Raw genomic sequence first — 19,719 nt, 5'->3', positions numbered from 1 at the left:
GAGATAGAACTTGAGTACCACCCGCTCAACGCGGGCGCGTAACCGCAGCTCGGACGAGCTGCACCACCAGGCATACCAGGAGGGATCACACCATGGCGCGAGCGGTCGGCATCGACCTCGGCACGACCAACTCGGTCGTCGCCGTCCTGGAGGGCGGCGAGCCGACGGTCATCGCCAACTCGGAAGGCTCCCGTACCACCCCGTCCATCGTCGCGTTCGCCAAGAACGGTGAGGTGCTGACGGGCCAGCCGGCGAAGAACCAGGCCGTCACGAACGTCGACCGGACGATCCGGTCCGTGAAGCGGCACATCGGCACCGACTGGAAGACCGAGATCGACGGCAAGGGCTACACCGCGCAGGAGATCAGCGCGCGCGTGCTGATGAAGCTCAAGCGCGATGCCGAGTCCTACCTGGGCGAGGAGATCACCGACGCGGTCATCACCGTCCCCGCGTACTTCGAGGACGCGCAGCGGCAGGCCACCAAGGAGGCCGGTCAGATCGCCGGCCTGAACGTGCTCCGCATCGTCAACGAGCCGACCGCGGCCGCGCTGGCCTACGGCCTGGACAAGGGCGAGAAGGAGCAGACCATCCTGGTCTTCGACCTCGGTGGCGGCACCTTCGACGTCTCGCTGCTGGAGATCGGCGAGGGTGTCGTCGAGGTCCGCGCCACCAGCGGTGACAACCACCTCGGTGGTGACGACTGGGACCAGCGGATCGTCGACTGGCTGGTGGACAAGTTCAAGGCGGGCAACGGCATCGACCTGACCAAGGACCGGATGGCGCTGCAGCGCATCCGGGAGGCGGCGGAGAAGGCGAAGATCGAGCTGTCCAGCTCGAGCAGCGCCAACATCAACCTGCCCTACATCACGGTCGACGGCGACAAGAACCCGCTGTTCCTGGACGAGACCCTGTCCCGCGCGGAGTTCCAGCGGATCACCTCCGACCTGCTGGACCGCACCAAGGCGCCGTTCAACAACGTGATCCGCGACGCGGGCATCTCGGTCGGCAACATCGACCACGTGGTGCTCGTCGGTGGTTCCACCCGCATGCCCGCGGTGGCCGAGCTGGTCAAGGAGCTGACCGGCGGCCGCGAGCCGAACAAGGGCGTGAACCCGGACGAGGTCGTCGCGGTCGGCGCGGCGCTGCAGGCCGGTGTGCTCAAGGGTGAGGTCAAGGACGTCCTGCTGCTGGACGTCACCCCGCTGTCGCTGGGCATCGAGACCAAGGGCGGCGTGTTCACCAAGCTCATCGAGCGCAACACGACCATCCCGACGAAGCGCTCCGAGATCTTCTCCACGGCGGACGACAACCAGCCGTCGGTGCAGATCCAGGTCTTCCAGGGCGAGCGCGAGATCGCGGCGCAGAACAAGAAGCTCGGCATGTTCGAGCTGACCGGGCTGCCCCCGGCGCCGCGTGGCGTGCCGCAGATCGAGGTCACCTTCGACATCGACGCCAACGGCATCGTGCACGTGACCGCGAAGGACCTCGGCACCAACAAGGAACAGTCGATGACCATCACCGGCGGCTCGGCGCTGCCGAAGGAGGACATCGACCGGATGGTGAAGGACGCCGAGGAGCACGCGGAGGAGGACAAGAACCGCCGCGAGGAGGCGGAGACCCGCAACCAGGCGGAGACGCTGGTCTACCAGACCGAGAAGTTCGTCAAGGACAACGAGGACAAGCTGCCCGAGGACACCAAGGGCAAGGTCAAGACCGCGATCGACGAGGCCAACGAGGCGCTCAAGGGCACCGACACCGCCAAGATCAAGGAAGCCATCGAGAAGCTGAACACCGCTTCGCAGGAGCTGGGCACCGCCCTCTACGCGAACGCGCAGCAGGCCGGTGGTGACGCGGGCGCGGCCGGTGACGCCGGTGCGGCTGGTGGTGACGCCGGTGCTTCCTCGGCCAAGGCCGACGACGTGGTGGACGCCGAGATCGTGGACGAGGACGAGAAGAAGTGACGGGACGCCACTCGAACGAGACCGATCAGCAGGACCCGGTGACGGAGCCCTTGATCGTCCGGGACCGTCGCAAGATCGACCCGGAGACCGGTGAGCTGCGGACGCAGCCCGCGGCCCCGGCGGAGGAAGTTCCCGCCGAGGCCCCGTCCGGTCCCTCGCTCGGTGAGTCCATCGTGGACGATGCGGTGGAGGCGCCGTCGGACGTCGAGAAGGAGCTGGCGGAGCGCACCGCCGACCTGCAGCGCCTGCAGGCGGAGTTCGCGAACTACCGCAGGCGGGTCGAGCGTGACCGCGAGGCCGTGGTCAGCGCGGCGAAGGCTTCGGTGGCAGGCGACCTGCTGCCGCTGCTCGACGACCTCGAGCGGGCCGAGCAACACGGTGACCTCACCGGGGCGTTCAAGGCGGTGGCCGACAAGCTGGTGGCGAGCCTGCAGCGCACTGGCCTCGAACCGTTCGGCACCGAGGGCGAAGCCTTCGACCCGAGCGTGCACGAGGCGGTGCAGCACAGCACCTCGCCGGACGTCTCCGGGCCGACCGTCACCACGGTGATGCGGCGCGGGTACCGCTTCGGCGACCGGGTGCTGCGGGCGGCGCTGGTGGCGGTCACCGACCACGAGCCGGGCGACGCCCCGGTCGAGGGTGAACTACCGGTCGAGCAGTTGCCGGATGAGAACACACAGCAGTAAGAGACATGTGGCGAGAGGAGGAGACGTCCGGTGAGTGCGCGGGAGTGGATCGGTAAGGACTTCTACCGTGAGCTGGGCGTCTCCTCCGACGCTTCGCAGGACGAGATCAAGAAGGCCTACCGGAAGCTGGCACGGGAGAACCACCCGGACGCCAACCCCGGCAACGCCGACGCCGAGCAGAAGTTCAAGGCGGTGTCGGAGGCATATGGCGTGTTGTCGGACCCGGCCAAGCGCAAGGAGTACGACGAGGCGCGGCGGCTGTTCGGTTCGGGCGGCGGTCCCGGCGGGTTCGGGTTCCCCGGCGCCGGTGGCGGTGGCGCCGGTGGTTTCGACCTGGGCGACATTTTCGGGCAGCAGGCGGGCGCCGGTGCGCAGGGCGGTTTCGGCGGGCTCGGCGACATCCTCGGTGGCCTGTTCGGACGCCGGGGCCAGCAGGGTTCGACGGCCGCTCGCGGTCAGCGCGGCGCCGACGTCGAAACGGACGTGCGGATCGATTTCGCCGAGGCGGTGAAGGGCGCGACCCTGCCGTTGCGGTTGTCGAGCCCGGCAACGTGTTCGACGTGCCACGGCAACGGTGCCAAGCCGGGCACCACGCCGCGCACATGCCCGACCTGTCAGGGTTCGGGGCTGGTGAGCCGGAGCCAGGGTGCGTTCGCGTTTTCCGAGCCGTGCCGGGACTGCCGTGGCCGCGGCCGCATCATCGACGACCCGTGCCCGGAGTGCGGCGGCGAGGGTGTCAGCACGCAGACGCGGACGCTGACCGTGCGGGTGCCCGCGGGTGTGGACGACAATCAGCGCATCCGCCTGGCGGGCCAGGGCGAACCGGGCCGGGGCGGCGCGACGGCCGGTGATCTGTATGTGCGGGTGCACGTCAACCCGGACCCGGTGTTCGGCCGGTCGGGCAACGATCTGACGATCACCGTTCCGGCGGGTTACACCGAACTGGCCCTGGGTGCGACGATCACCGTGCCGACGCTGGAGGGCAAGGTTTCGGTGAAGGTGCCGGCGGGCACCGCGACCGGCCGGGTCCTGCGGGTGCGCGGCAAGGGAATCAAGAAGCGGGACGGCGCGCAGGGTGATCTGCTGGTGACGTTGCAGGTGGCAGTGCCGTCGAGGTTGGAGTCTCCGGAACGTGAGGCTCTCGAGGCCTACGCGAAGGCCGCCGAGAAGCACGACCCGCGCCCGGAGATCACGAAACTGCTCCGCGAGAGGAGTTGATCGAGGTGTTCGGCGGTGTTCCGCACGGGGCCGACGAGGAGACCCCGGTCTTCGTGATCTCCGTGGCCGCCCAGCTGTCCGGCCTGCACGCCCAGACCCTGCGCTCCTACGACCGCCTGGGACTGGTGTCACCGGGCCGCACCTCCGGCGGCGGACGTCGATACTCGATGCGGGACATCGCGCTGCTGCGTGAGGTGCAGCGCCTGTCCCAGGAGGAGGGCGTCAACCTGGCGGGCATCAAGCGCATCATCGAGCTGGAAAACCACGTCGAGGCCCTCCAGTCGAGAGTCGCCGAGCTGACCGAGGAACTGGCCACCGCGTACGCCGCGGCCGAGCAAGCAGCAGCGGCCGTGCACCGTTCCTACCGCAAGGACCTGGTGCCGCTCAAGCAGGAAACCGCATTGGTGGTCTGGAAACCAAGACGCCGCCGCTGACCCACCCAGCCAGCCCCGCGCCGGCGGGGCTTGATTCTTTTGATCCCTGGAACCGGCGCCCTGGCACCAAAACGGGACCACCACCTCACCCACCCCCGATACAAAGCCGCCCTAGACACTCGCGCATCGGGGGAAAGCCCAGGCCAGGGTTCTTTCTGCGCGCAGCGCTCGGTTTCGAAGATCCAAAGATGTCCTCGCCGGACGGGCTGGCTCCGGGATGACCACCCAGCTCGTTTTGGTGCAGCTCGCCTACAGCACGACGCTGACGCGTCGCTTCTCAGGCTGTGCGCAGATGCTCCGCGAAAAACGCCATCACGCGTCGCCAGGCGTCCTCGCTCGCCGCGCGGTCGTAGCTCATTCCGGCGATCTTCAGCAGCACGTTGACGGGCCCGTGGAACTGGTTCGCGAAACTGTGGCCTGCGGTCGGGTACTCCTTGACGTCGTGCGGGATTCCGCGCGACGACAGTTCCCGCTCCAGCTTGTCCGCCGCCCCGCGCAGCGAGAAGTCCTTCTTCCCGAAGGAAGCCACGACCGGGCACGCACCATCCAAAACGGACAAGTCTTGGGGCAGCCGGCCGTAGTACGGTGCGGACGCGTCGAACCCGCGTGAGGCGCCAACCAGCGCGAACCCGCCGCCCATGCAGAACCCGACCACGCCGATCCGTCCCGTGCAGTCGTCCCGCGAAGCGAGCAGCGACCGCGCCGCGTCCAGATCGTCGAAGGACCGGCCCTTGCCCGCGGTCAGCTCCTTGAACACCGACTTCACGCATCGTGCGAAACCGCCGCGTGAGTACATGTCCGGGGACAACGCCACATACCCGGCGGTCGCGAACCGGTCGGTGATGTTGCGCGCGTCCTGTGTCAGACCGACCGCGTCGTGCACGATCACGACTCCCGGCCAGGGTGGCGGGCCCGAAACCTCGGTCTGCGGGGTGGCCAGATAGCCGCGGATGGTTCCGTCAGCGACGGGGATGTCCATGCGCGGCACGCTAGTCGATCGTGAACGGGTCGTACCTGATCTGATCGAGTGCCGTTCCCGCCACGAGCATCCGCGAAACCGTCGCGCGGATCATCGCGGGCGAACCGGACACCATCACGTCGTGCCCGGGCCACGCGCCATGCCTGGTCACCACGTCGGCCAGCGTGCCCTGCTCGCCGCTGGTCAGGCCCGGCCCGTTCTCGACCACCGGCGTCACCGTCAGCCACGGATTGCAGGACGCGATCATCCGCAGCATTTCCAGCGCGTACAGGTCTTCCCTGGCGCGGCCACCGTAGAAAAGGTGGACCTTCGGGTTGTCCCCCCACTGGCCCAGTTCGTCGAGCATCGCCTGCATCGGCGCGACACCCGTGCCGCCCGCCACCATCAGCACGTCGCGGCCGCCTTCGCGGTCCACGGCGAGCGTGCCCAGCGGCGGACCGAACCGCCACACGTCGCCCTGCTGGGTGTGGCTCACGATGGCCCGCGACACCCACCCGCCCTCGACGGCGCGGATGTGGAACTCCAGCGAACCGTCCGGGCGGGGCGCGTTGGCGGGCGACAGGTACCGCCACAGTCGCGGCCGCTGCGGCACCTCGACGCTCAGGTACTGCCCCGGCCGGAACGGTACGTGCCGCTCCGGCTCCAGCCGCACCATCGCCAGGTCCCAGCTCAGCCGCCGGTGCTCGGCCACTCGCGCCGACCAGTTCGGCGGGTTCGAGTCGGTGGCGGCGGCCTCCTGCATCTGGCGGGCGATGATCGTGAACGCCTCGGCCCACGCCCGCTCGACCTCGGCGGTCCAGTCCCGCCCGAGCTGCGTCTTCATCGCCGCCAGCAACGCCGTCCCGACCGCCTCGTAGTGGTTCGGCACCACCCCGAACTTGCGGTGGTCGCGGCCGAGCTGCCGCAGGAACGGCACCAGATCGTCCGGCTGGTCGACCATCTGCACCACGTGCACCAGCGCCCGCACCATGCGGTTGCGCTGCACCTCCATGTTGATCGGGAAGAAATCCCGGGTGGCAGGCGCGAGGGTGAACAACATCCCGTAGAAGAACTGCGTCACCTCGGGCAGATACGGCTCCGCCTTCGCCCAGGATTCCCTGATCAGGCGCACCATCGCGGCGACGGCAGGGGGCGCCTCCCGGTGCACGGACCGGGGTACGGGGCTGACGGGTTCGGCGGTCATGGGTTCGGGGCTGCTCCGGGGTGCGCGTTCATGCTCGCTACCGATTATTCATGAACGCGCAATAGCAGTCGCTCGCCACGCATGAGCAGGCCAGAAAGGCCGTCACCGCGTGAAAAGATCATGAATAATCCACCCTGTTCAGTCAGTCGGGACCCCCTGATGCGAGGCCAACCGGTCGCAGGGTAGCCGGATTGTGCCGCATTCTTCGCGAAGTTGCTCCTTCCGGGTGGTTCCGGATATCCGCCCACCAGTGGGACAGGTCACCATTTAGATAGTTGTGGCATACAACTACCGGATCTATAGTTGTATGTGACAACCAACCAGGAGGTGGGTCCATGGGGGACCACGACGAGCGGGCCGTCCAGCTGATGCGCGAACTGCGCACCGCGGGCCAGCTCCAGCACGCCTGGATCAACCAGTCCTGGCAACGCGAACACGGCGGCCAGCACCCCGCGGCCGCCATGCTGCTGTCCGATCTCGCCCAGCACGGCGAGAGCAGACCGTCCGAACTGGCCAAACGCAAGATGGTCGACATCTCGGTGATCAGCAGGCAGCTCGGTCAGCTGGTCACGGCGGGCCTGGTCGAGCGCAGGCCCGCACCGGAGGACGGGCGGGCCAGCCTGATCCGCCTCACCGAGGCCGGCCGCGACCAGCTCGAGCAGTGGCGGGTGATGCACGCCGACTTCGTGCGGCGCGCCCTGTCGGACTGGACGGACGACGAGGTCGAAGCCCTCACCGCCCGGTTGACCCTGATGAACCAAGGACTGCGTGAGGCCCTCGGGCACACACCGGTCACCTGCCCGCCGGAAACGGCGGAGAAGAGGAAGGGATTTCGCAAGTGAGCACGACAGCGAACCAGGAGGCGATGACGCCGCGCCAGGTCGGGCGCGCGTTCATCGGCCTCCTCCTGGCGCTGCTGGTCGCCATGCTGTCCTCCACGATCGTCTCGAACGCGCTCCCGACGATCCTGGCCGACCTCGACGGCTCGCAGAGTCAGTACACGTGGGTGGTCACGGCCACCCTCCTGGCGTCCACGGCGAGCACCCCGATCTGGGGGAAGCTGTCGGACCTGTTCAGCAAGAAGATGCTCTACCAGCTGTCGATCGTGATCTTCACGCTCGGCTCGGTGCTGGGCGGCATCTCGCAGTCCATGCCCGAGCTGATCGCGTTCCGCGCGGTCCAGGGCCTCGGCCTCGGTGGCATGCAGGCGCTGGTCCAGGTCGTGATCGCGGCCATGATCTCGCCGCGTGACCGCGGCCGCTACACCGGTTACATCGGCGCCGTCATGGCGCTGGCGACCGTCGCGGGTCCGCTGCTGGGTGGCGTGATCGTCGATTCGCCGCTGGGCTGGCGCTGGAACTTCTGGGTCACCGTGCCGATCGCGGTGCTCGCGTTCATCGTCCTCGGCAAGACCCTGCACCTGCCGGTGTTCAAGCAGAAGGTGAAGATCGACTGGCTGGGTGCGACCCTGCTCGTCGGCGGTGTCTCGCTGCTGCTGATCTGGGTCTCGCTGGCGGGCGGCAGCTTCGCCTGGTGGTCCTGGTCGACCCTGTTCTACGTGGCAGGCGGCGTGATCGCGCTGGCGCTGGCGGTGTTCGTCGAATCGAAGGTCGCGGACCCGGTGGTCCCGCTGCGGCTGTTCCGCAACCGCACCTTCACGCTGTCGGTGGTCGGCACGCTGGCCGTCGGCACCGCGATGTTCGGTGGCGCCGTGTTCCTCGGGCAGTACTACCAGCTCGCCCGCGGCTACTCGCCCACGCACGCCGGGCTGATGACGATCCCGATGATGCTCGGCCTGTTCCTGTCCTCGACCATCGCCGGGCAGTTCATCTCCCGCACGGGCAAGACGAAGCCGTGGATGGTCGGCGGCGCGGTCCTGCTGGTCGCGAGCCTGTTCCTGCTGAGCACCATCGACCACCAGACCAACCTGGTGCTGATGGGCGTCTACCTGGCGATGCTGGGCATCGGGGTCGGCGCGCTGATGCAGAACCTGGTGCTGGTCGTGCAGAACACCGTCGCGATGAAGGACATGGGGTCCTCGTCGTCGGTGGTGACGTTCTTCCGCACGCTGGGTGGTTCGGCCGGTGTCTCGGCGCTGGGCGCCCTGCTCGCGGCGCAGGTCAGCAGCCACGTGGCGAGTTCGCTGTCGGCGATGGGCATCGACCCGGCGGCCGCGGGGGGCGCCAGTGGCGGCAGCCTGAACCTGGGCGCGCTGCCCGAGCCGTTCCAGTCGATCGTGCGCGCCGCGTACGGCGACAGCATCGGCGCGGTGTTCTTGGCGGGCGGCATCATCGCGGTGGTCACGCTGATCGCGGTGCTGTTCATCAAGGAGGTGCCGCTGCGCCGGACGCTCGACCTGACCGACGACGAGGCGCCGTCCGTGGCCGCGGCCGAGCCGGTGGTCACCGGTTCGGCGATCCACGGCACGGTCACCGGTCCCTCGGGCCGTCCGTTGGCCGGTGCGGCGCTGACGCTCACCGACGCGTCCGGGCAGCAGGTGTCGAGGGTGCTCACCGGCGCCGACGGCGGCTACCAGTTGACGGCCCCGCCGAACGACAGCTACGTGCTGATCACCTCGGCCGCCCGGTTCCAGCCGGTCGCCACGCTGGTCACGGTCAACGGCCGTCCGGTCCGGCGGGACGTCGAGATGGCGGGCAACGGCGGTCTCAGCGGCGTGGTGCGGTCCTCCGGCGGGCAGCCGGTCGGCGGCGCGACGCTCGTGCTGACCGACGACCGCGGCGAGGTGGTCGCGTCGGGCGTCACCGGTGGCGACGGCTGGTACCACTTCGACGACGTGACCGGCGGGGTCCACACCCTGACCGTGACCGCGCCGGGACATCAGCCGTCGGCGACGCCGCTGGTGACGACCGAGGGCGAGCACTCCACCCACGATGTCGAGCTCGGGCTCACCGCACGCCTCGGCGGGGTCGTGCGGGCAGGGCGCTACGACCGGCCGGTCGCCGAAGCCCAGGTGACGCTGCTGGACCCGGCGGGCGAGGTGGTCGCGACGACGCTGACCGACGAGGAGGGCCGGTATTCCTTCACCGACCTCCCCGCGGGCGACTACACGATCGTGACCAGCGGATACGCCCCGGTGGCGACTCCGCTCGAGGTCACCGCGGGCACCCCGCTGTCCCGCGATGTGGAGCTGACGCACCCGGCTCGCTGACCGAGCGCACACACGAAGGCCGCCTCCTGCCGGGAGGCGGCCTTCGTGCTTCGGCGAAGAAAACAGGGTTGAGCGGAACACACTCAAGTTTGTTGACGTTGTAGATGTCGAGGGACCTGGAGGAAGGTCTCCGGCAGGCATGCGACATGGAGTGTGGGATGGACGCTTTCAACCCGACGACGAAGACCCAGCAGGCGATTTCGTCGGCGGCGCAGGCGGCGACCGTGGCGGGCAACCCCGCTGTCACCGCCGCGCACCTGCTCGGCGCGCTGCTGGCGCAGGGTGACGGCCTGGCCGGGCCCCTGCTGACGGCGGTGGGCGCCGACCCGGCGCAGGTGCACAAGGAGCTGGAGCCGATCACGCAGGCGCTGCCGGCGGCGACCGGCGCGACCGTGTCCACGCCGCAGTTCGATCCGCCCGCCGTCAAATCGCTGACGCACGCCCAGAAGCTCGCGACCGAACTGGGTGACGAGTACGTCTCCACCGAACACCTGATGGTGGGCCTCGCGGCGGAGGGCGGGCAGGTGGCCGACCTGCTCAAGCGCCACGGCGCGACGCCGGACGCGCTGCGTGAGGCGTTCACCCGGGTGCGCGGCTCGGCGCGGATCACCAGTCCGGATCCGGAGGGCACGTTCAAGGCGCTGGAGAAGTACGGCGTCGACCTGACCGACCGCGCCCGCAAGGGCGAGCTGGACCCGGTGATCGGCCGCGACGCGGAGATCCGCCGCGTGGTCCAGGTGCTGTCGCGGCGGACGAAGAACAACCCCGTGCTGATCGGTGAGCCGGGCGTCGGCAAGACAGCGATCGTCGAAGGGCTGGCGCAGCGGGTGGTGGCCGGTGACGTGCCGGAGTCGTTGCGCGGCAAGCGGGTCGTGGCGCTGGACCTGGGTTCGATGGTGGCCGGCGCGAAGTACCGCGGTGAGTTCGAGGAGCGGCTCAAGGCCGTGCTCAAGGAGATCACCGAATCGGCGGGCCAGGTCATCACGTTCATCGACGAGCTGCACACCATCGTCGGGGCGGGAGCGTCCGGCGAAGGCGGGGCGATGGACGCCGGCAACATGATCAAACCGATGCTCGCCCGCGGTGAGCTGCGCATGGTCGGCGCGACCACGCTCGACGAGTACCGCCAGCACATCGAGAAGGACGCCGCGCTGGAGCGGCGCTTCCAGCAGGTGCTGGTCGGCGAGCCGTCGGTGGAGGACACCATCGGCATCCTGCGTGGCCTCAAGGAGCGCTACGAGGTGCACCACGGTGTCCGCATCACCGACGCCGCGCTGGTGTCGGCCGCCACGCTGTCCGACCGCTACATCACCGCCCGGTTCCTGCCGGACAAGGCGATCGACCTGGTCGACGAGGCCGCGTCCCGGCTGCGCATGGAGATCGACTCCCGTCCCGTCGAGATCGACGAGGTCGAGCGCGCCGTGCGGCGTCTGGAGATCGAGGAGATGGCGCTCGCCAAGGAGAACGACGCCGCTTCACTGGAACGGCTGGCCGCGTTGCGCGCCGAACTCGCGGAGAAGCGCGAGGAGCTGTCGGCGCTGACCGCGCGCTGGCAGAACGAGAAGGGCTCGATCGAGAAGGTCCGCGAGTTCAAGGAGCAGCTGGAGCAGCTGCGGGGCGAGGCCGATCGGGCCGAGCGCGACGCCGACCTGGGCCGCGCCGCCGAGCTGCGCTACGGCCGCATCCCGGCGCTGGAGAAGGAGCTGGAGGAGGCGCAGCAGAACACGGCGAACAGTTCGTCCGGGGCCGAGGTCATGCTCAAGGAGGAGGTCGGCAGCGACGACGTGGCCGACGTGGTGAGCGCCTGGACCGGCATCCCGGCAGGCCGCCTGCTCGAAGGCGAGACCGGCAAGCTGCTCCGGATGGAGGAGGAGCTGGGCAGGCGCGTCGTCGGCCAGCGCGAGGCGGTGGCGGCGGTGTCCGACGCGGTGCGGCGCACGCGTGCCGGTGTCGCGGACCCGGACCGGCCGACCGGTTCGTTCCTGTTCCTCGGACCGACCGGGGTCGGCAAGACCGAGCTGGCCAAGGCGCTGGCGGAGTTCCTGTTCGACGACGAGCGCGCGATGACCCGCATCGACATGAGCGAGTACAGCGAGAAGCACAGCGTGGCGCGGCTGGTGGGCGCGCCGCCCGGGTACGTCGGCTACGACCAGGGCGGACAGCTCACCGAGTCCGTCCGGCGGCGCCCGTACTCGGTGGTCCTGCTGGACGAGGTCGAGAAGGCGCACCCGGACGTGTTCGATGTGCTGCTGCAGGTCTTCGACGACGGGCGCCTGACCGACGGCCAGGGCCGCACGGTCGACTTCCGCAACACGATCCTGATCCTGACCTCGAATCTCGGTTCGCAGGCCATCGCGGACGCCTCGCTCGACGAGCGCCAGCGGCGGGACGCGGTGCTGTCGACGGTGCAGCGGCACTTCAAGCCGGAGTTCCTGAACCGGCTGGACGACATCGTGGTGTTCGACGCGCTCGGCACCGAACAACTCACGTCCATTGTGGACATCCAGGTGGCGAAGCTGGCGGACCGGCTGGCCCAGCGGCGGCTGTCGCTGGAGGTCACCCCTGGTGCCCGCGAGTGGCTCGCGCTGAACGGGTTCGACCCGATCTACGGTGCCCGGCCGCTGCGCCGTCTGGTGCAGTCGGCGATCGGTGACCAGCTGGCGAAGCAGCTGCTGGCCGGTGAGGTCCGGGACGGTGACACAGTGCGCGTGGACGTGCCCGAACTGGATGCGGGCGACACGCTCGTGGTCACCCGGGCGGACTAACAGGTGGCGACACGGGCCGCTGATCTTGGATCGGCGGCCCAGCGCGCTACCCTCACCCTCGTGGGTATTCCGGCGTGGGTCTGGTTCGTCATCGCCGCCGTCGCTCTGGTGGCGGGTCTGCTGCTGCTCGCGGTCGACCGGACCAGGGAAGGCTCCCGCAACCGGGAGCGGATGCGGTGGTCCGACCTGCGCGGATGGCAGTTCGTGGAGGAGGACGAGCGGCTCGTCCGGCAGTGGGCGGGTGGCGCGCTCGGGTACTTCCGGGCCGAGACGGCGGTCAACGTCGTCGTCGGCTCGACCTTCACCGCCGACGGCCGCCGCCCGGTGTTCGTGTTCGACATCGAGGCCGACGGTCAGATCCCGGCGGTCGTGGTCGCCGTGCGCTGCAACCGCGTGCACCCGGTGCTCGTCGAGTTGTGGCTGGCCAGCGTGCCGTTCCAGCGCCAGGACATGCCGGAGCTGCTCGGGCCGGTGGGCCAGCGTTACGCCTTCGCCGACGACCCCGAGGGCGCCCGCGCGGTCATCACGCAGGAGCTGGTGGACGCGGCCGACGCGCTCGGCGGTGACGTCGGCGTGGCGTGGCTGGAGAACGAGTGGGTGCTCGCCAGCGTCGCGCCGCAGGCCGGGCCGTCGCGGCTGGAGCGGCTGCTGCGGGACCTCGGCGAGATCGCCGACATCGTCGACCCTTTCGACGATGAGTACGACGCCGGTGCGGGCAGGCACTGGCAGCCCGGCCACGCCGAGCAGCCGGGCCTGAGCTCGCCGCCGCCGAGCGGGTCCGCCCAGTGAGCACCGCGCTGATCACCGGCGCGACCGCCGGCATCGGCGCCGCCTTCGCCCGCCGCCTCGCCACGGAGGGCCACGACCTGGTCCTGGTCGCGCGCGGCGCCGAGCGTCTGCAAGCGCTTGCGGGCGAGCTGTCGCAGCGGCACCGCGTCAAGGCGGCCGCGTTGCCCGCGGACCTCGCCTCGGAGGCGGGCCGCGCGGTGGTCGAGGAGCGGCTGGCCGGTGAGCCGGTCGACCTTCTCGTGAACAACGCCGGGTTCGGGCTGGCCGGCGAGTTCTGGACGGCGCCGCTGGACGAGCTGCAGGCGCAGCTGGACGTGAACGTGACCGCGGTGCTGAGGCTGACCCGCACGGCCCTGCCCGCGATGATCGAGCGGGGCCGCGGGGACATCATCAACGTCTCCAGCGTGGCCGGTTTCTTCTCCGGCCGCGGATCGACCTACACGGCGAGCAAGAACTGGGTCACGTCGTTCACCGAGGGCATCGCCGCGGCGGTCCCCTCCGGCGTCCGCATGATGGCGCTGTGCCCCGGCTTCACCGAAACGGAGTTCCACGAGCGCGCCGGGCTGGAAAAGTCGGGCCCGAAGGCGTTCTGGCTCAAGGCGGACCGCGTGGTCGCCGAGGCACTGGCCGATCTGCGGCGCGGGAAGGTCATCTCGATCCCGTCGCCGCAGTACAAGGCCGCGGTGGCGATCGGCGGCCTCCTGCCCCGCGCCCTGCTGCGGCGGATCAGCGGCCTGGTCGCGGGCCGCGACCGCACCTGAGCTCACACTCCGACGCCCTCGGCGAGCGGAGTCGCGCGGGCGAGGCGGTGGTCCGTCGTCAGAACCCTGGCGTGGAGTTTCGCGGCGAGTTCGACGTAGAGCGCGTCGACGAGGCGCAGGTCCGCCCGCCGCGCCCACGCTCCAGCGGCGAGTTCGGCCACCGGGTGGCGGGTGAGGGGAATCGCGGCGAGCCACGCCAGAGCCTGTTCCACCTCGGACGCCGCCAACCGGCCGGCGCGCTCCAGCCTGCCGAGGGTGGAGAGGACCTCGCCGTCCAGGTGCGACGGCGCATGCAGAACCGTGCCGGCGAGCACGTCGACGAGGACCGAAGCGTCCAGAACGGCGATTTCGGCCGGGCCGTCAGGCATTGTCGGCGCCGTCCAGTTCTGCGCGTGCGCCGTCGAGCGCTTCGAGCGCCGCGGCGTGCGAGACCGCACGACGCGGCGTCGGCAGATCGTTCAACCACGACTCGGTCGCGCGACGTTGGAGTTCGTCAGCGATCGCGGCCTGCGCCAGCGCCGACACGTTCAGCTTCGCCGCTTTGGCGCGGTCTGCGAGCTCGTCAGGAACGTAAACGTTCAACCTTGCCGTACACACAATATGCACACCACGGTTCACCCCATGGACTTCTGGCCGTCCAGCGATTCGCGGATGATGTCGGCGTGCCCGGCGTGCTGGGCGGTTTCCGCGACGATGTGCATCAGCACGCGCCGATTCGACCAGGCCTTGTCGGTGAACCACGGCGCCTTCGGCAGCTCGTGGACGGCGTCCAGGTCCACGGTCGCGACCAGCTCGTCGGTGCGGCGGGCGACCGCTTCGTAGTCGGCGATCACGCCGGCCAGTGTCTCGTGCGGCAGCAGCTTGAACTCGGCCTCGCGCTTGGCGAAGTCGTCCTCGGTCATCTCGTCGAAGTTCCCCATCGCGGAGGCGCCCTCGACGAGAAAGTTCGCCCAGCCCCGCTCGACCGAGGTGACGTGCTTGATCAGCCCGCCCAGGCACAGCTCGCTCGCCGTCGGCCGCTCGCGGGCCTGATCATCGGTCAGCCCACGGGTGGGAAAGGTCAGGAAGTACCGGTGCTTGGCCAGCATGGCCAGCAGGTCCGCGCGCTCGCCGGTGAGGGTTTCGGTGGAAGCCATCGGGTTCGCTCCTTCGTCGTGTCCTTGTCGAAACCCAAGCTAGAACCTATTGCGGCCAGTTTTCGGCCGCAATGGAGTCAGAATCGAAAACATGGCGAACACGAGCTCACGGACGCTGCGCCTGCTGTCGCTGCTGCAGACGCACCGGTACTGGCCGGGCAGCGAACTGGCCGGCCGTCTGGGCATCTCGCCGCGGACGCTGCGCCGTGACATCGACCGGCTGCGCGAGCTGGGCTATCCGGTCGAGGCGCAGCGCGGCGTGGACGGCGGCTATCAGCTTGCCCCGGGCGCGTCACTGCCGCCGCTCGTGGTGGACGACGAAGAGGCCGTCGCCCTGACCGTCGGGCTGCAGACCGCCGCGCAGAGTTCGGTCGACGGCGTCGCCGAATCGTCGCTGCGGGTGCTGGCGAAGGTCGTGCAGGTGATGCCCGCGCGCCTGCGCCGCCGGGTCGACGCACTGCGGGCGATGACCATTCCGGCCACCTGGTCCGGCGCCACCGTGTCGCGCGTCGACTCGGGCGTGCTCACCGCGGTCGCACTGGCCTGCCGGGACACCGAGCGCATCCGCTTCGCCTACACGGACGCCGCGGGCCGGAAGACCGACCGGCACGTCGAACCGCTGCGGCTGGTCTCCCTGGGACACCAGTGGTACCTCGTCGCCTACGACCTGACCCGCCACGACTGGCGGGCCTTCCGCGCCGACCGGATGGGCAAGCCGGAGGTCACCGGCGCCCGTTTCCGGCCCCGTGACCTGCCCGCCGCCGACGCCGCGGAGTTCGTCCGCACCCGCCTCGGCGCCCTGCCCCGCCCGTACGAGGTGGAGGTCGTCGTCGACGCCGCGGCCGCGGTCGCGTGCGACCGGATCGGGCGGTGGGCAACCGTCGAGGAGATCGACGACGGGCGCTGCCGGGTGCGGATGACCGTGGCCTCGCTCGACTGGCCCGCGCTCGCGCTGGGCGGACTCGGCGCCGCCTTCGAGGTCGTGCGGCCGCCCGAACTACGCGACCTACTGCGGGAGTGGGCGGACCGGTTCGGCCGCGCGTGACGACCGCCGCGCGTGCACCAGCACCGTGACCGTGGCCGCCAGGAACACGACCTGCATCAGCGTGCGTGGGACGAGCTGGTCGTCCCACGCGGTGAGGACATCGTGCACCGCCGCGTACACATTGGCCGGGAACATCAGGACGAGCATCGCGCTCAGCCCGGCGGCGGCCCACTTCACCGTGCGCGGCCACAACACGCCGACCGCGCCCGCGAGTTCCAGGACCCCGGTCACGGTCACGAGCAGACCGGGCGCGGGCAGGCCCGGCGGGACCATGCTGATCAACTGCTCCCGCATGCCCACGAAATGCGCGACGCCGGTGGCCGTGAACATCGCGGCGACGCCGCCGCGCAGGGCCATCTGCCAGGGCCGGAGCCAGCGGACCCCAGCCGCTCCGGCGCCCGTGAGCACCAGCGTGACCAGGACCAGGATGACGAGCGGTGCCATGATCTTCCCCCTACCCCGGATCTTTCCACTGGCAAGATTGGCACATGGGCCAGATCTTGTCAATGGAAAGATCCGGGGTAGGGTGGGTGGCATGGCGAAGGGCTCCTACCACCACGGCGACCTCCGCCGGGCGATCCTGTCCGCGGCGGTGGAGGCGATCGACGAGAACGGGGCCGCGGCCCTGAGCCTGCGCGACGTGGCACGACGAGCGGGCGTCTCCCACTCCGGGCCGGCGCACCACTTCCGCGACAAGGCAGGCGTGCTGACCGCTCTGGCCGCCGCGGGGTTCCGGATGCTGGCCAGGGAGCTCGAAACGAGCGAGACCCTGGTGGAGGCGGGTGTGGCCTACGTGCGGTTCGCGGTGGGCCACCGCGCGCACTTCGACGTGATGTTCCGCCCGGACCTGCACCACCCGGACAGCGCCGAACTGAAGGTCGCGCAACTGGCGGCAGGTGCCGTGCTCGCGTCGGCCGTCCGGGAGGTGTCGGCGGACCGGCTCGCCCCGGTCGCGGCCTGGTCGCTCGTGCACGGCTTCGCCACGCTCGCCCTGACGGGCACGCTCGGGCCCGACGTGACCGAGGACCTCGACGCCTCGGCGCGAGCGGTCGCGGAAATGCTCTTCCCGCCCGGCTCAGCCCGGTAGCCGCGCGCCCTGGCGCTGCAGTTCCTCCCGCACCTTCACGACGCTCACCTCGCCGTCCCACACGGCCAGCGCGGCCGCGACGCCCGCGGCGTGCCCGGTGGCGAAAGCGGTTCCCATGGCGCGCAGCGAGGCGCCGGCCCCACGGTCGCCGTCGACGGTCCGGCCCGCGCAGAACAGGTTCGGCGTGTTCCGGCTCCACAGCACGTCCAGGGGAATCCCGTAGTAGCCGGGCGCCCCGATGAACCGCCATTCCGACGGCACGCCCACCCCGGGGTGGTACTCGATCGGCCACGCGCCGATCGCCACGGCATCGCCCGCCGGGCCGGGTTCCAGAACATCCTTTTCGGACAGTTGTGCCCGTCCGACGAGGTGGCGTGACTCGCGTGTGCCCATCTCCGGGCCGGTGCTGACGATGTAGGCGTCCGAGCAACCGGGCAGCGTCCGGATCACCCGCAGGTACGCACCTGCCTGCCGTCGCGCGCTTCGTTCCGCCCGGCTCGTGTCGGCCGCGTCGCGTGCGTCGTAACCCTCGTCGGCGAGGTAGGTGATCAGGTCGCCGGACACCGGCATCCGCGCGATCAGGCCGCTCTCCGCGGTCAATCCCGTCGCTCCGGCCGCCTTCGCCGCGCGCACCGCCTCCCGCACGGTCTCCCGGGAAACGTCGGCACCGGAAGGGATCCCGCCGAAACGCACACCCAGCGTTCCGTTCTGCACCCAGCCGTCGTTGCCGTAGCGAACCTCGGCGCCCGCGTGCTGCGCCAGGTCGGCCTCCCCGGTCGCGTCCACGAACACCGACGCCTCGTACGAGTGCACACCCGAATGGTCGGCCACCCGCACCGACCGCACCCGATCATCCACTCTGGACGCATCGATCAGGTGCGAATGCAGCAGAACCTCGACTCCGGTGGCGTCACACAGATCGTCGGCGACGCGTTTCACCGCCTCCGGGTCGAACACCACGGCCACCGCGGTGAAGCGCGTCGGTTCGCTCACCGCGCCCAGCTCGCGCAACCCGTCGAGCATCTCCCCGGCCACACCGAACACGGCCTGCTCACGATCGTCCCTGGTGTACAGACCGCAGTAGGTCACCACGTTGCGCAGGGTCGCCGCGCCGCCCAGGCACGGGCCGCGTTCGATCAGCAGGGTCCGCGCCCCCGCCCGCCGGGCACCGATCGCCGCCGCGATCCCGGCCGATCCGCCGCCGGCCACGATCACGTCGTACGCCTTGCTCACACCGTCTCCTTCTCGGGCTCCACCGGCGCCGCCTCCCGTTCGCGGACGCCGAGCATGAGCAGCGCTCCCACGAGCGGGCCCGCGGCCAGCGTCGCGAACGCCGCGAAGAACGAATGGGTCGCTTGGAACACCGCGCCCAGCACCACCGGCACGATAGTGCTGCCCAGTTGCCAGAACGCGTTGGTCGCGCCCGCCGCCGAACCGGCCAGCCCGGTCCCGGCGATCCGCGGGATCATCGCCACCATCAGCGGGCTGTAGACGTAGGCCGTGACGCCCAGGAACGGCGCCACCCACAGGAACTCCGTGAGACTGCCGCGGGTGCCGAACACCAGCAGCGCCACCACGAACGCGCCGAGCACGACCACGGTCAGTGTCCGGCGCCGCCCGCCGAGCAGATCGGACACCACCCCGATGAACGGCTTGGCCACGATCGCCGCGATGCCGAAGATGGCGACGACACCGCCCGCCTGCACCGCGGTCAGATGACTGCCCTTGATCATCAGCGCGTTGGACCACGTGATGAACCCGTAGGTGCCCCACAGGCCGCCGAAACCGGCGAACCCGAGCAGCCACAGGTCACGTGAGCGGGCCAGCGGTCGCAGGTCCGGCGCCTTCCGCACCACGCCGTCGCCGGTGGTCCGACCGCGCACCAGCAGCAGGCACAGCAGGGCGGTGACCATCGAGGCGCCGCCGAACACGTGGTACGAGGTCTGCCATCCGGACGATCCGAGCAGTCGCGGAACCACCGCGTTGGCGATCACCGTGCCCAGCGAGGTCGCCGTCATGAACACGCCCATCGCGAACCCGCGGTCCTTCGGGGTGAACCATTGCGCGATCAGCTTCACGCCGGCGGAGTAGTCGCAGCCCGCGAAGATCCCGACCGCGGCCTGGAACGTGATGCCCATCGCCACCGAGTCGGTCTCGCCGAAAGCGATCATGAACCCGCCGGCCAGGAACAGCGAGGCGCTCATCACGACACGCGCCCCGAGCCAGTCGGTGAGCACGCCGCCCGCCGCGTTGGAGATGACGTAACCGACGTAGTAGCCGGTGGCGAAGACGCCCAGCCCGGCGAGCGAGACCCCCAGATGCTCTCCCACCGCGACCGACGCCGGCCCCCACGTCGACCGGTCCACCGACGTCATCGTGAACGCGGCCCACGACAGCACCAGCACGACCCACCGGTACGGGTGCCTGCCCGGGGTTCGACTCATCGTTGAGCATCCCTTCCTGCTTCTGACGATGCCTGTGAGGCAGGAAGTAGTAGACGTTCCTT

19 protein-coding genes are annotated in these 19,719 nt (G+C 70.0%); 11 read left to right on the top strand and 8 right to left on the bottom strand.

Going from position 1 to position 19,719, the window contains the following annotated elements:
• Nucleotides 1-92 precede the first annotated feature (92 nt).
• The 4 genes from dnaK to HNR02_RS10395 are packed head-to-tail and all read left to right on the top strand — an operon-like array spanning nt 93 to nt 4,299.
• Nucleotides 93-1,961: a molecular chaperone DnaK gene (gene dnaK, locus HNR02_RS10410; RefSeq protein ID WP_179772942.1), complete on the top strand. Its 1,869-nt coding sequence runs from the start codon at nt 93-95 to the stop codon at nt 1,959-1,961.
• Nucleotides 1,958-2,647 carry a nucleotide exchange factor GrpE gene (gene grpE, locus HNR02_RS10405; RefSeq protein ID WP_179772941.1) on the top strand — a complete coding sequence of 230 codons (690 nt, stop codon included), beginning with the start codon at nt 1,958-1,960 and terminating at the stop codon, nt 2,645-2,647. Before dnaK ends, grpE begins: the two co-directional genes overlap by 4 nt.
• 30 nt (nt 2,648-2,677) lie before the next feature.
• Nucleotides 2,678-3,865 carry a molecular chaperone DnaJ gene (dnaJ, locus tag HNR02_RS10400; RefSeq protein ID WP_179772940.1) on the top strand — a complete coding sequence of 396 codons (1,188 nt, stop codon included), beginning with the start codon at nt 2,678-2,680 and terminating at the stop codon, nt 3,863-3,865.
• Nucleotides 3,862-4,299, top strand: coding sequence for a heat shock protein transcriptional repressor HspR (locus tag HNR02_RS10395; protein ID WP_179772939.1), 438 nt, complete (start codon nt 3,862-3,864; stop codon nt 4,297-4,299). The genes dnaJ and HNR02_RS10395 overlap by 4 nt, the downstream gene beginning before the upstream one ends.
• A gap of 277 nt (nt 4,300-4,576) precedes the next feature.
• On the opposite strand, the gene HNR02_RS10390 is transcribed toward HNR02_RS10395, so the two are convergent.
• Together HNR02_RS10390 and HNR02_RS10385 are read right to left on the bottom strand one after the other, a co-directional pair.
• On the bottom strand, nt 4,577-5,278 hold the full coding sequence (locus tag HNR02_RS10390) for a dienelactone hydrolase family protein (protein ID WP_179772938.1): 702 nt from the start codon (nt 5,276-5,278) through the stop codon (nt 4,577-4,579).
• Nucleotides 5,279-5,288: 10 nt separating this feature from the next.
• Nucleotides 5,289-6,461 carry a globin domain-containing protein gene (locus HNR02_RS10385; RefSeq protein ID WP_179772937.1) on the bottom strand — a complete coding sequence of 391 codons (1,173 nt, stop codon included), beginning with the start codon at nt 6,459-6,461 and terminating at the stop codon, nt 5,289-5,291.
• 335 nt (nt 6,462-6,796) lie between these two features.
• Between HNR02_RS10385 and HNR02_RS10380 the strand changes: the two genes are divergently transcribed.
• The 5 genes from HNR02_RS10380 (at nt 6,797) to HNR02_RS10360 (ending at nt 13,945) form a co-directional block, all read left to right on the top strand.
• Nucleotides 6,797-7,303 carry a MarR family winged helix-turn-helix transcriptional regulator gene (locus tag HNR02_RS10380; protein ID WP_179772936.1) on the top strand — a complete coding sequence of 169 codons (507 nt, stop codon included), beginning with the start codon at nt 6,797-6,799 and terminating at the stop codon, nt 7,301-7,303.
• 23 nt (nt 7,304-7,326) lie between these two features.
• Complete coding sequence (locus tag HNR02_RS10375; RefSeq protein WP_179775834.1) at nt 7,327-9,630, top strand: MFS transporter; 2,304 nt, start codon at nt 7,327-7,329, stop codon at nt 9,628-9,630.
• 158 nt (nt 9,631-9,788) lie between these two features.
• Nucleotides 9,789-12,395, top strand: coding sequence for an ATP-dependent chaperone ClpB (clpB, locus tag HNR02_RS10370; RefSeq protein ID WP_179772935.1), 2,607 nt, complete (start codon nt 9,789-9,791; stop codon nt 12,393-12,395).
• 60 nt (nt 12,396-12,455) lie between these two features.
• Nucleotides 12,456-13,184 carry a TtfA family protein gene (locus HNR02_RS10365; RefSeq protein ID WP_179772934.1) on the top strand — a complete coding sequence of 243 codons (729 nt, stop codon included), beginning with the start codon at nt 12,456-12,458 and terminating at the stop codon, nt 13,182-13,184.
• Complete coding sequence (locus HNR02_RS10360) at nt 13,181-13,945, top strand: SDR family NAD(P)-dependent oxidoreductase (RefSeq protein WP_179772933.1); 765 nt, start codon at nt 13,181-13,183, stop codon at nt 13,943-13,945. Before HNR02_RS10365 ends, HNR02_RS10360 begins: the two co-directional genes overlap by 4 nt.
• 2 nt (nt 13,946-13,947) lie before the next feature.
• Here the strand turns inward: HNR02_RS10360 and HNR02_RS10355 are convergent, their stop codons facing one another.
• From HNR02_RS10355 to HNR02_RS10345, 3 genes are read right to left on the bottom strand one after another with little or no spacing between them, the layout of a single operon-like run.
• Nucleotides 13,948-14,313, bottom strand: a complete 366-nt coding sequence (locus HNR02_RS10355) for a type II toxin-antitoxin system VapC family toxin (RefSeq protein WP_179772932.1) — start codon at nt 14,311-14,313, stop codon at nt 13,948-13,950.
• Entirely contained in the window at nt 14,306-14,527 is a 222-nt protein-coding gene (locus HNR02_RS10350; protein WP_218902763.1) for a type II toxin-antitoxin system CcdA family antitoxin, read from the bottom strand. Before HNR02_RS10350 ends, HNR02_RS10355 begins: the two co-directional genes overlap by 8 nt.
• A gap of 32 nt (nt 14,528-14,559) precedes the next feature.
• The gene (locus HNR02_RS10345) at nt 14,560-15,081 is read right to left on the bottom strand and encodes a DinB family protein (protein WP_179772931.1); all 522 of its coding nucleotides are present in this window, start codon (nt 15,079-15,081) and stop codon (nt 14,560-14,562) included.
• A gap of 91 nt (nt 15,082-15,172) precedes the next feature.
• Between HNR02_RS10345 and HNR02_RS10340 the strand changes: the two genes are divergently transcribed.
• Nucleotides 15,173-16,126 (top strand): helix-turn-helix transcriptional regulator, encoded by a 954-nt coding sequence (locus tag HNR02_RS10340; RefSeq protein WP_179772930.1) that lies wholly within the window; start codon nt 15,173-15,175, stop codon nt 16,124-16,126.
• Here HNR02_RS10340 and HNR02_RS10335 read toward each other — a convergent pair.
• Entirely contained in the window at nt 16,088-16,570 is a 483-nt protein-coding gene (locus HNR02_RS10335) for a DoxX family protein (protein ID WP_179772929.1), read from the bottom strand. The genes HNR02_RS10340 and HNR02_RS10335 overlap by 39 nt on opposite strands.
• 91 nt (nt 16,571-16,661) lie before the next feature.
• On the opposite strand from HNR02_RS10335, the gene HNR02_RS10330 reads away from it, so the two are divergent.
• Nucleotides 16,662-17,213, top strand: coding sequence for a TetR/AcrR family transcriptional regulator (locus tag HNR02_RS10330; protein WP_179772928.1), 552 nt, complete (start codon nt 16,662-16,664; stop codon nt 17,211-17,213).
• Here HNR02_RS10330 and HNR02_RS10325 read toward each other — a convergent pair.
• Together HNR02_RS10325 and HNR02_RS10320 are read right to left on the bottom strand one after the other, a co-directional pair.
• Complete coding sequence (locus tag HNR02_RS10325; protein ID WP_179772927.1) at nt 17,202-18,446, bottom strand: FAD-dependent oxidoreductase; 1,245 nt, start codon at nt 18,444-18,446, stop codon at nt 17,202-17,204. The genes HNR02_RS10330 and HNR02_RS10325 overlap by 12 nt on opposite strands.
• Nucleotides 18,443-19,657: an MFS transporter gene (locus HNR02_RS10320; RefSeq protein ID WP_218902761.1), complete on the bottom strand. Its 1,215-nt coding sequence runs from the start codon at nt 19,655-19,657 to the stop codon at nt 18,443-18,445. Before HNR02_RS10320 ends, HNR02_RS10325 begins: the two co-directional genes overlap by 4 nt.
• Between the last annotated feature and the right edge of the window lie 62 nt (nt 19,658-19,719).

This window comes from Amycolatopsis endophytica (assembly GCF_013410405.1).
Lineage (GTDB): Bacteria > Actinomycetota > Actinomycetes > Mycobacteriales > Pseudonocardiaceae > Amycolatopsis_E > Amycolatopsis_E endophytica.
The sequence above is the reverse complement of the archived record's forward strand: the minus strand, read 5'-3'. Positions and strand labels throughout refer to the sequence as shown.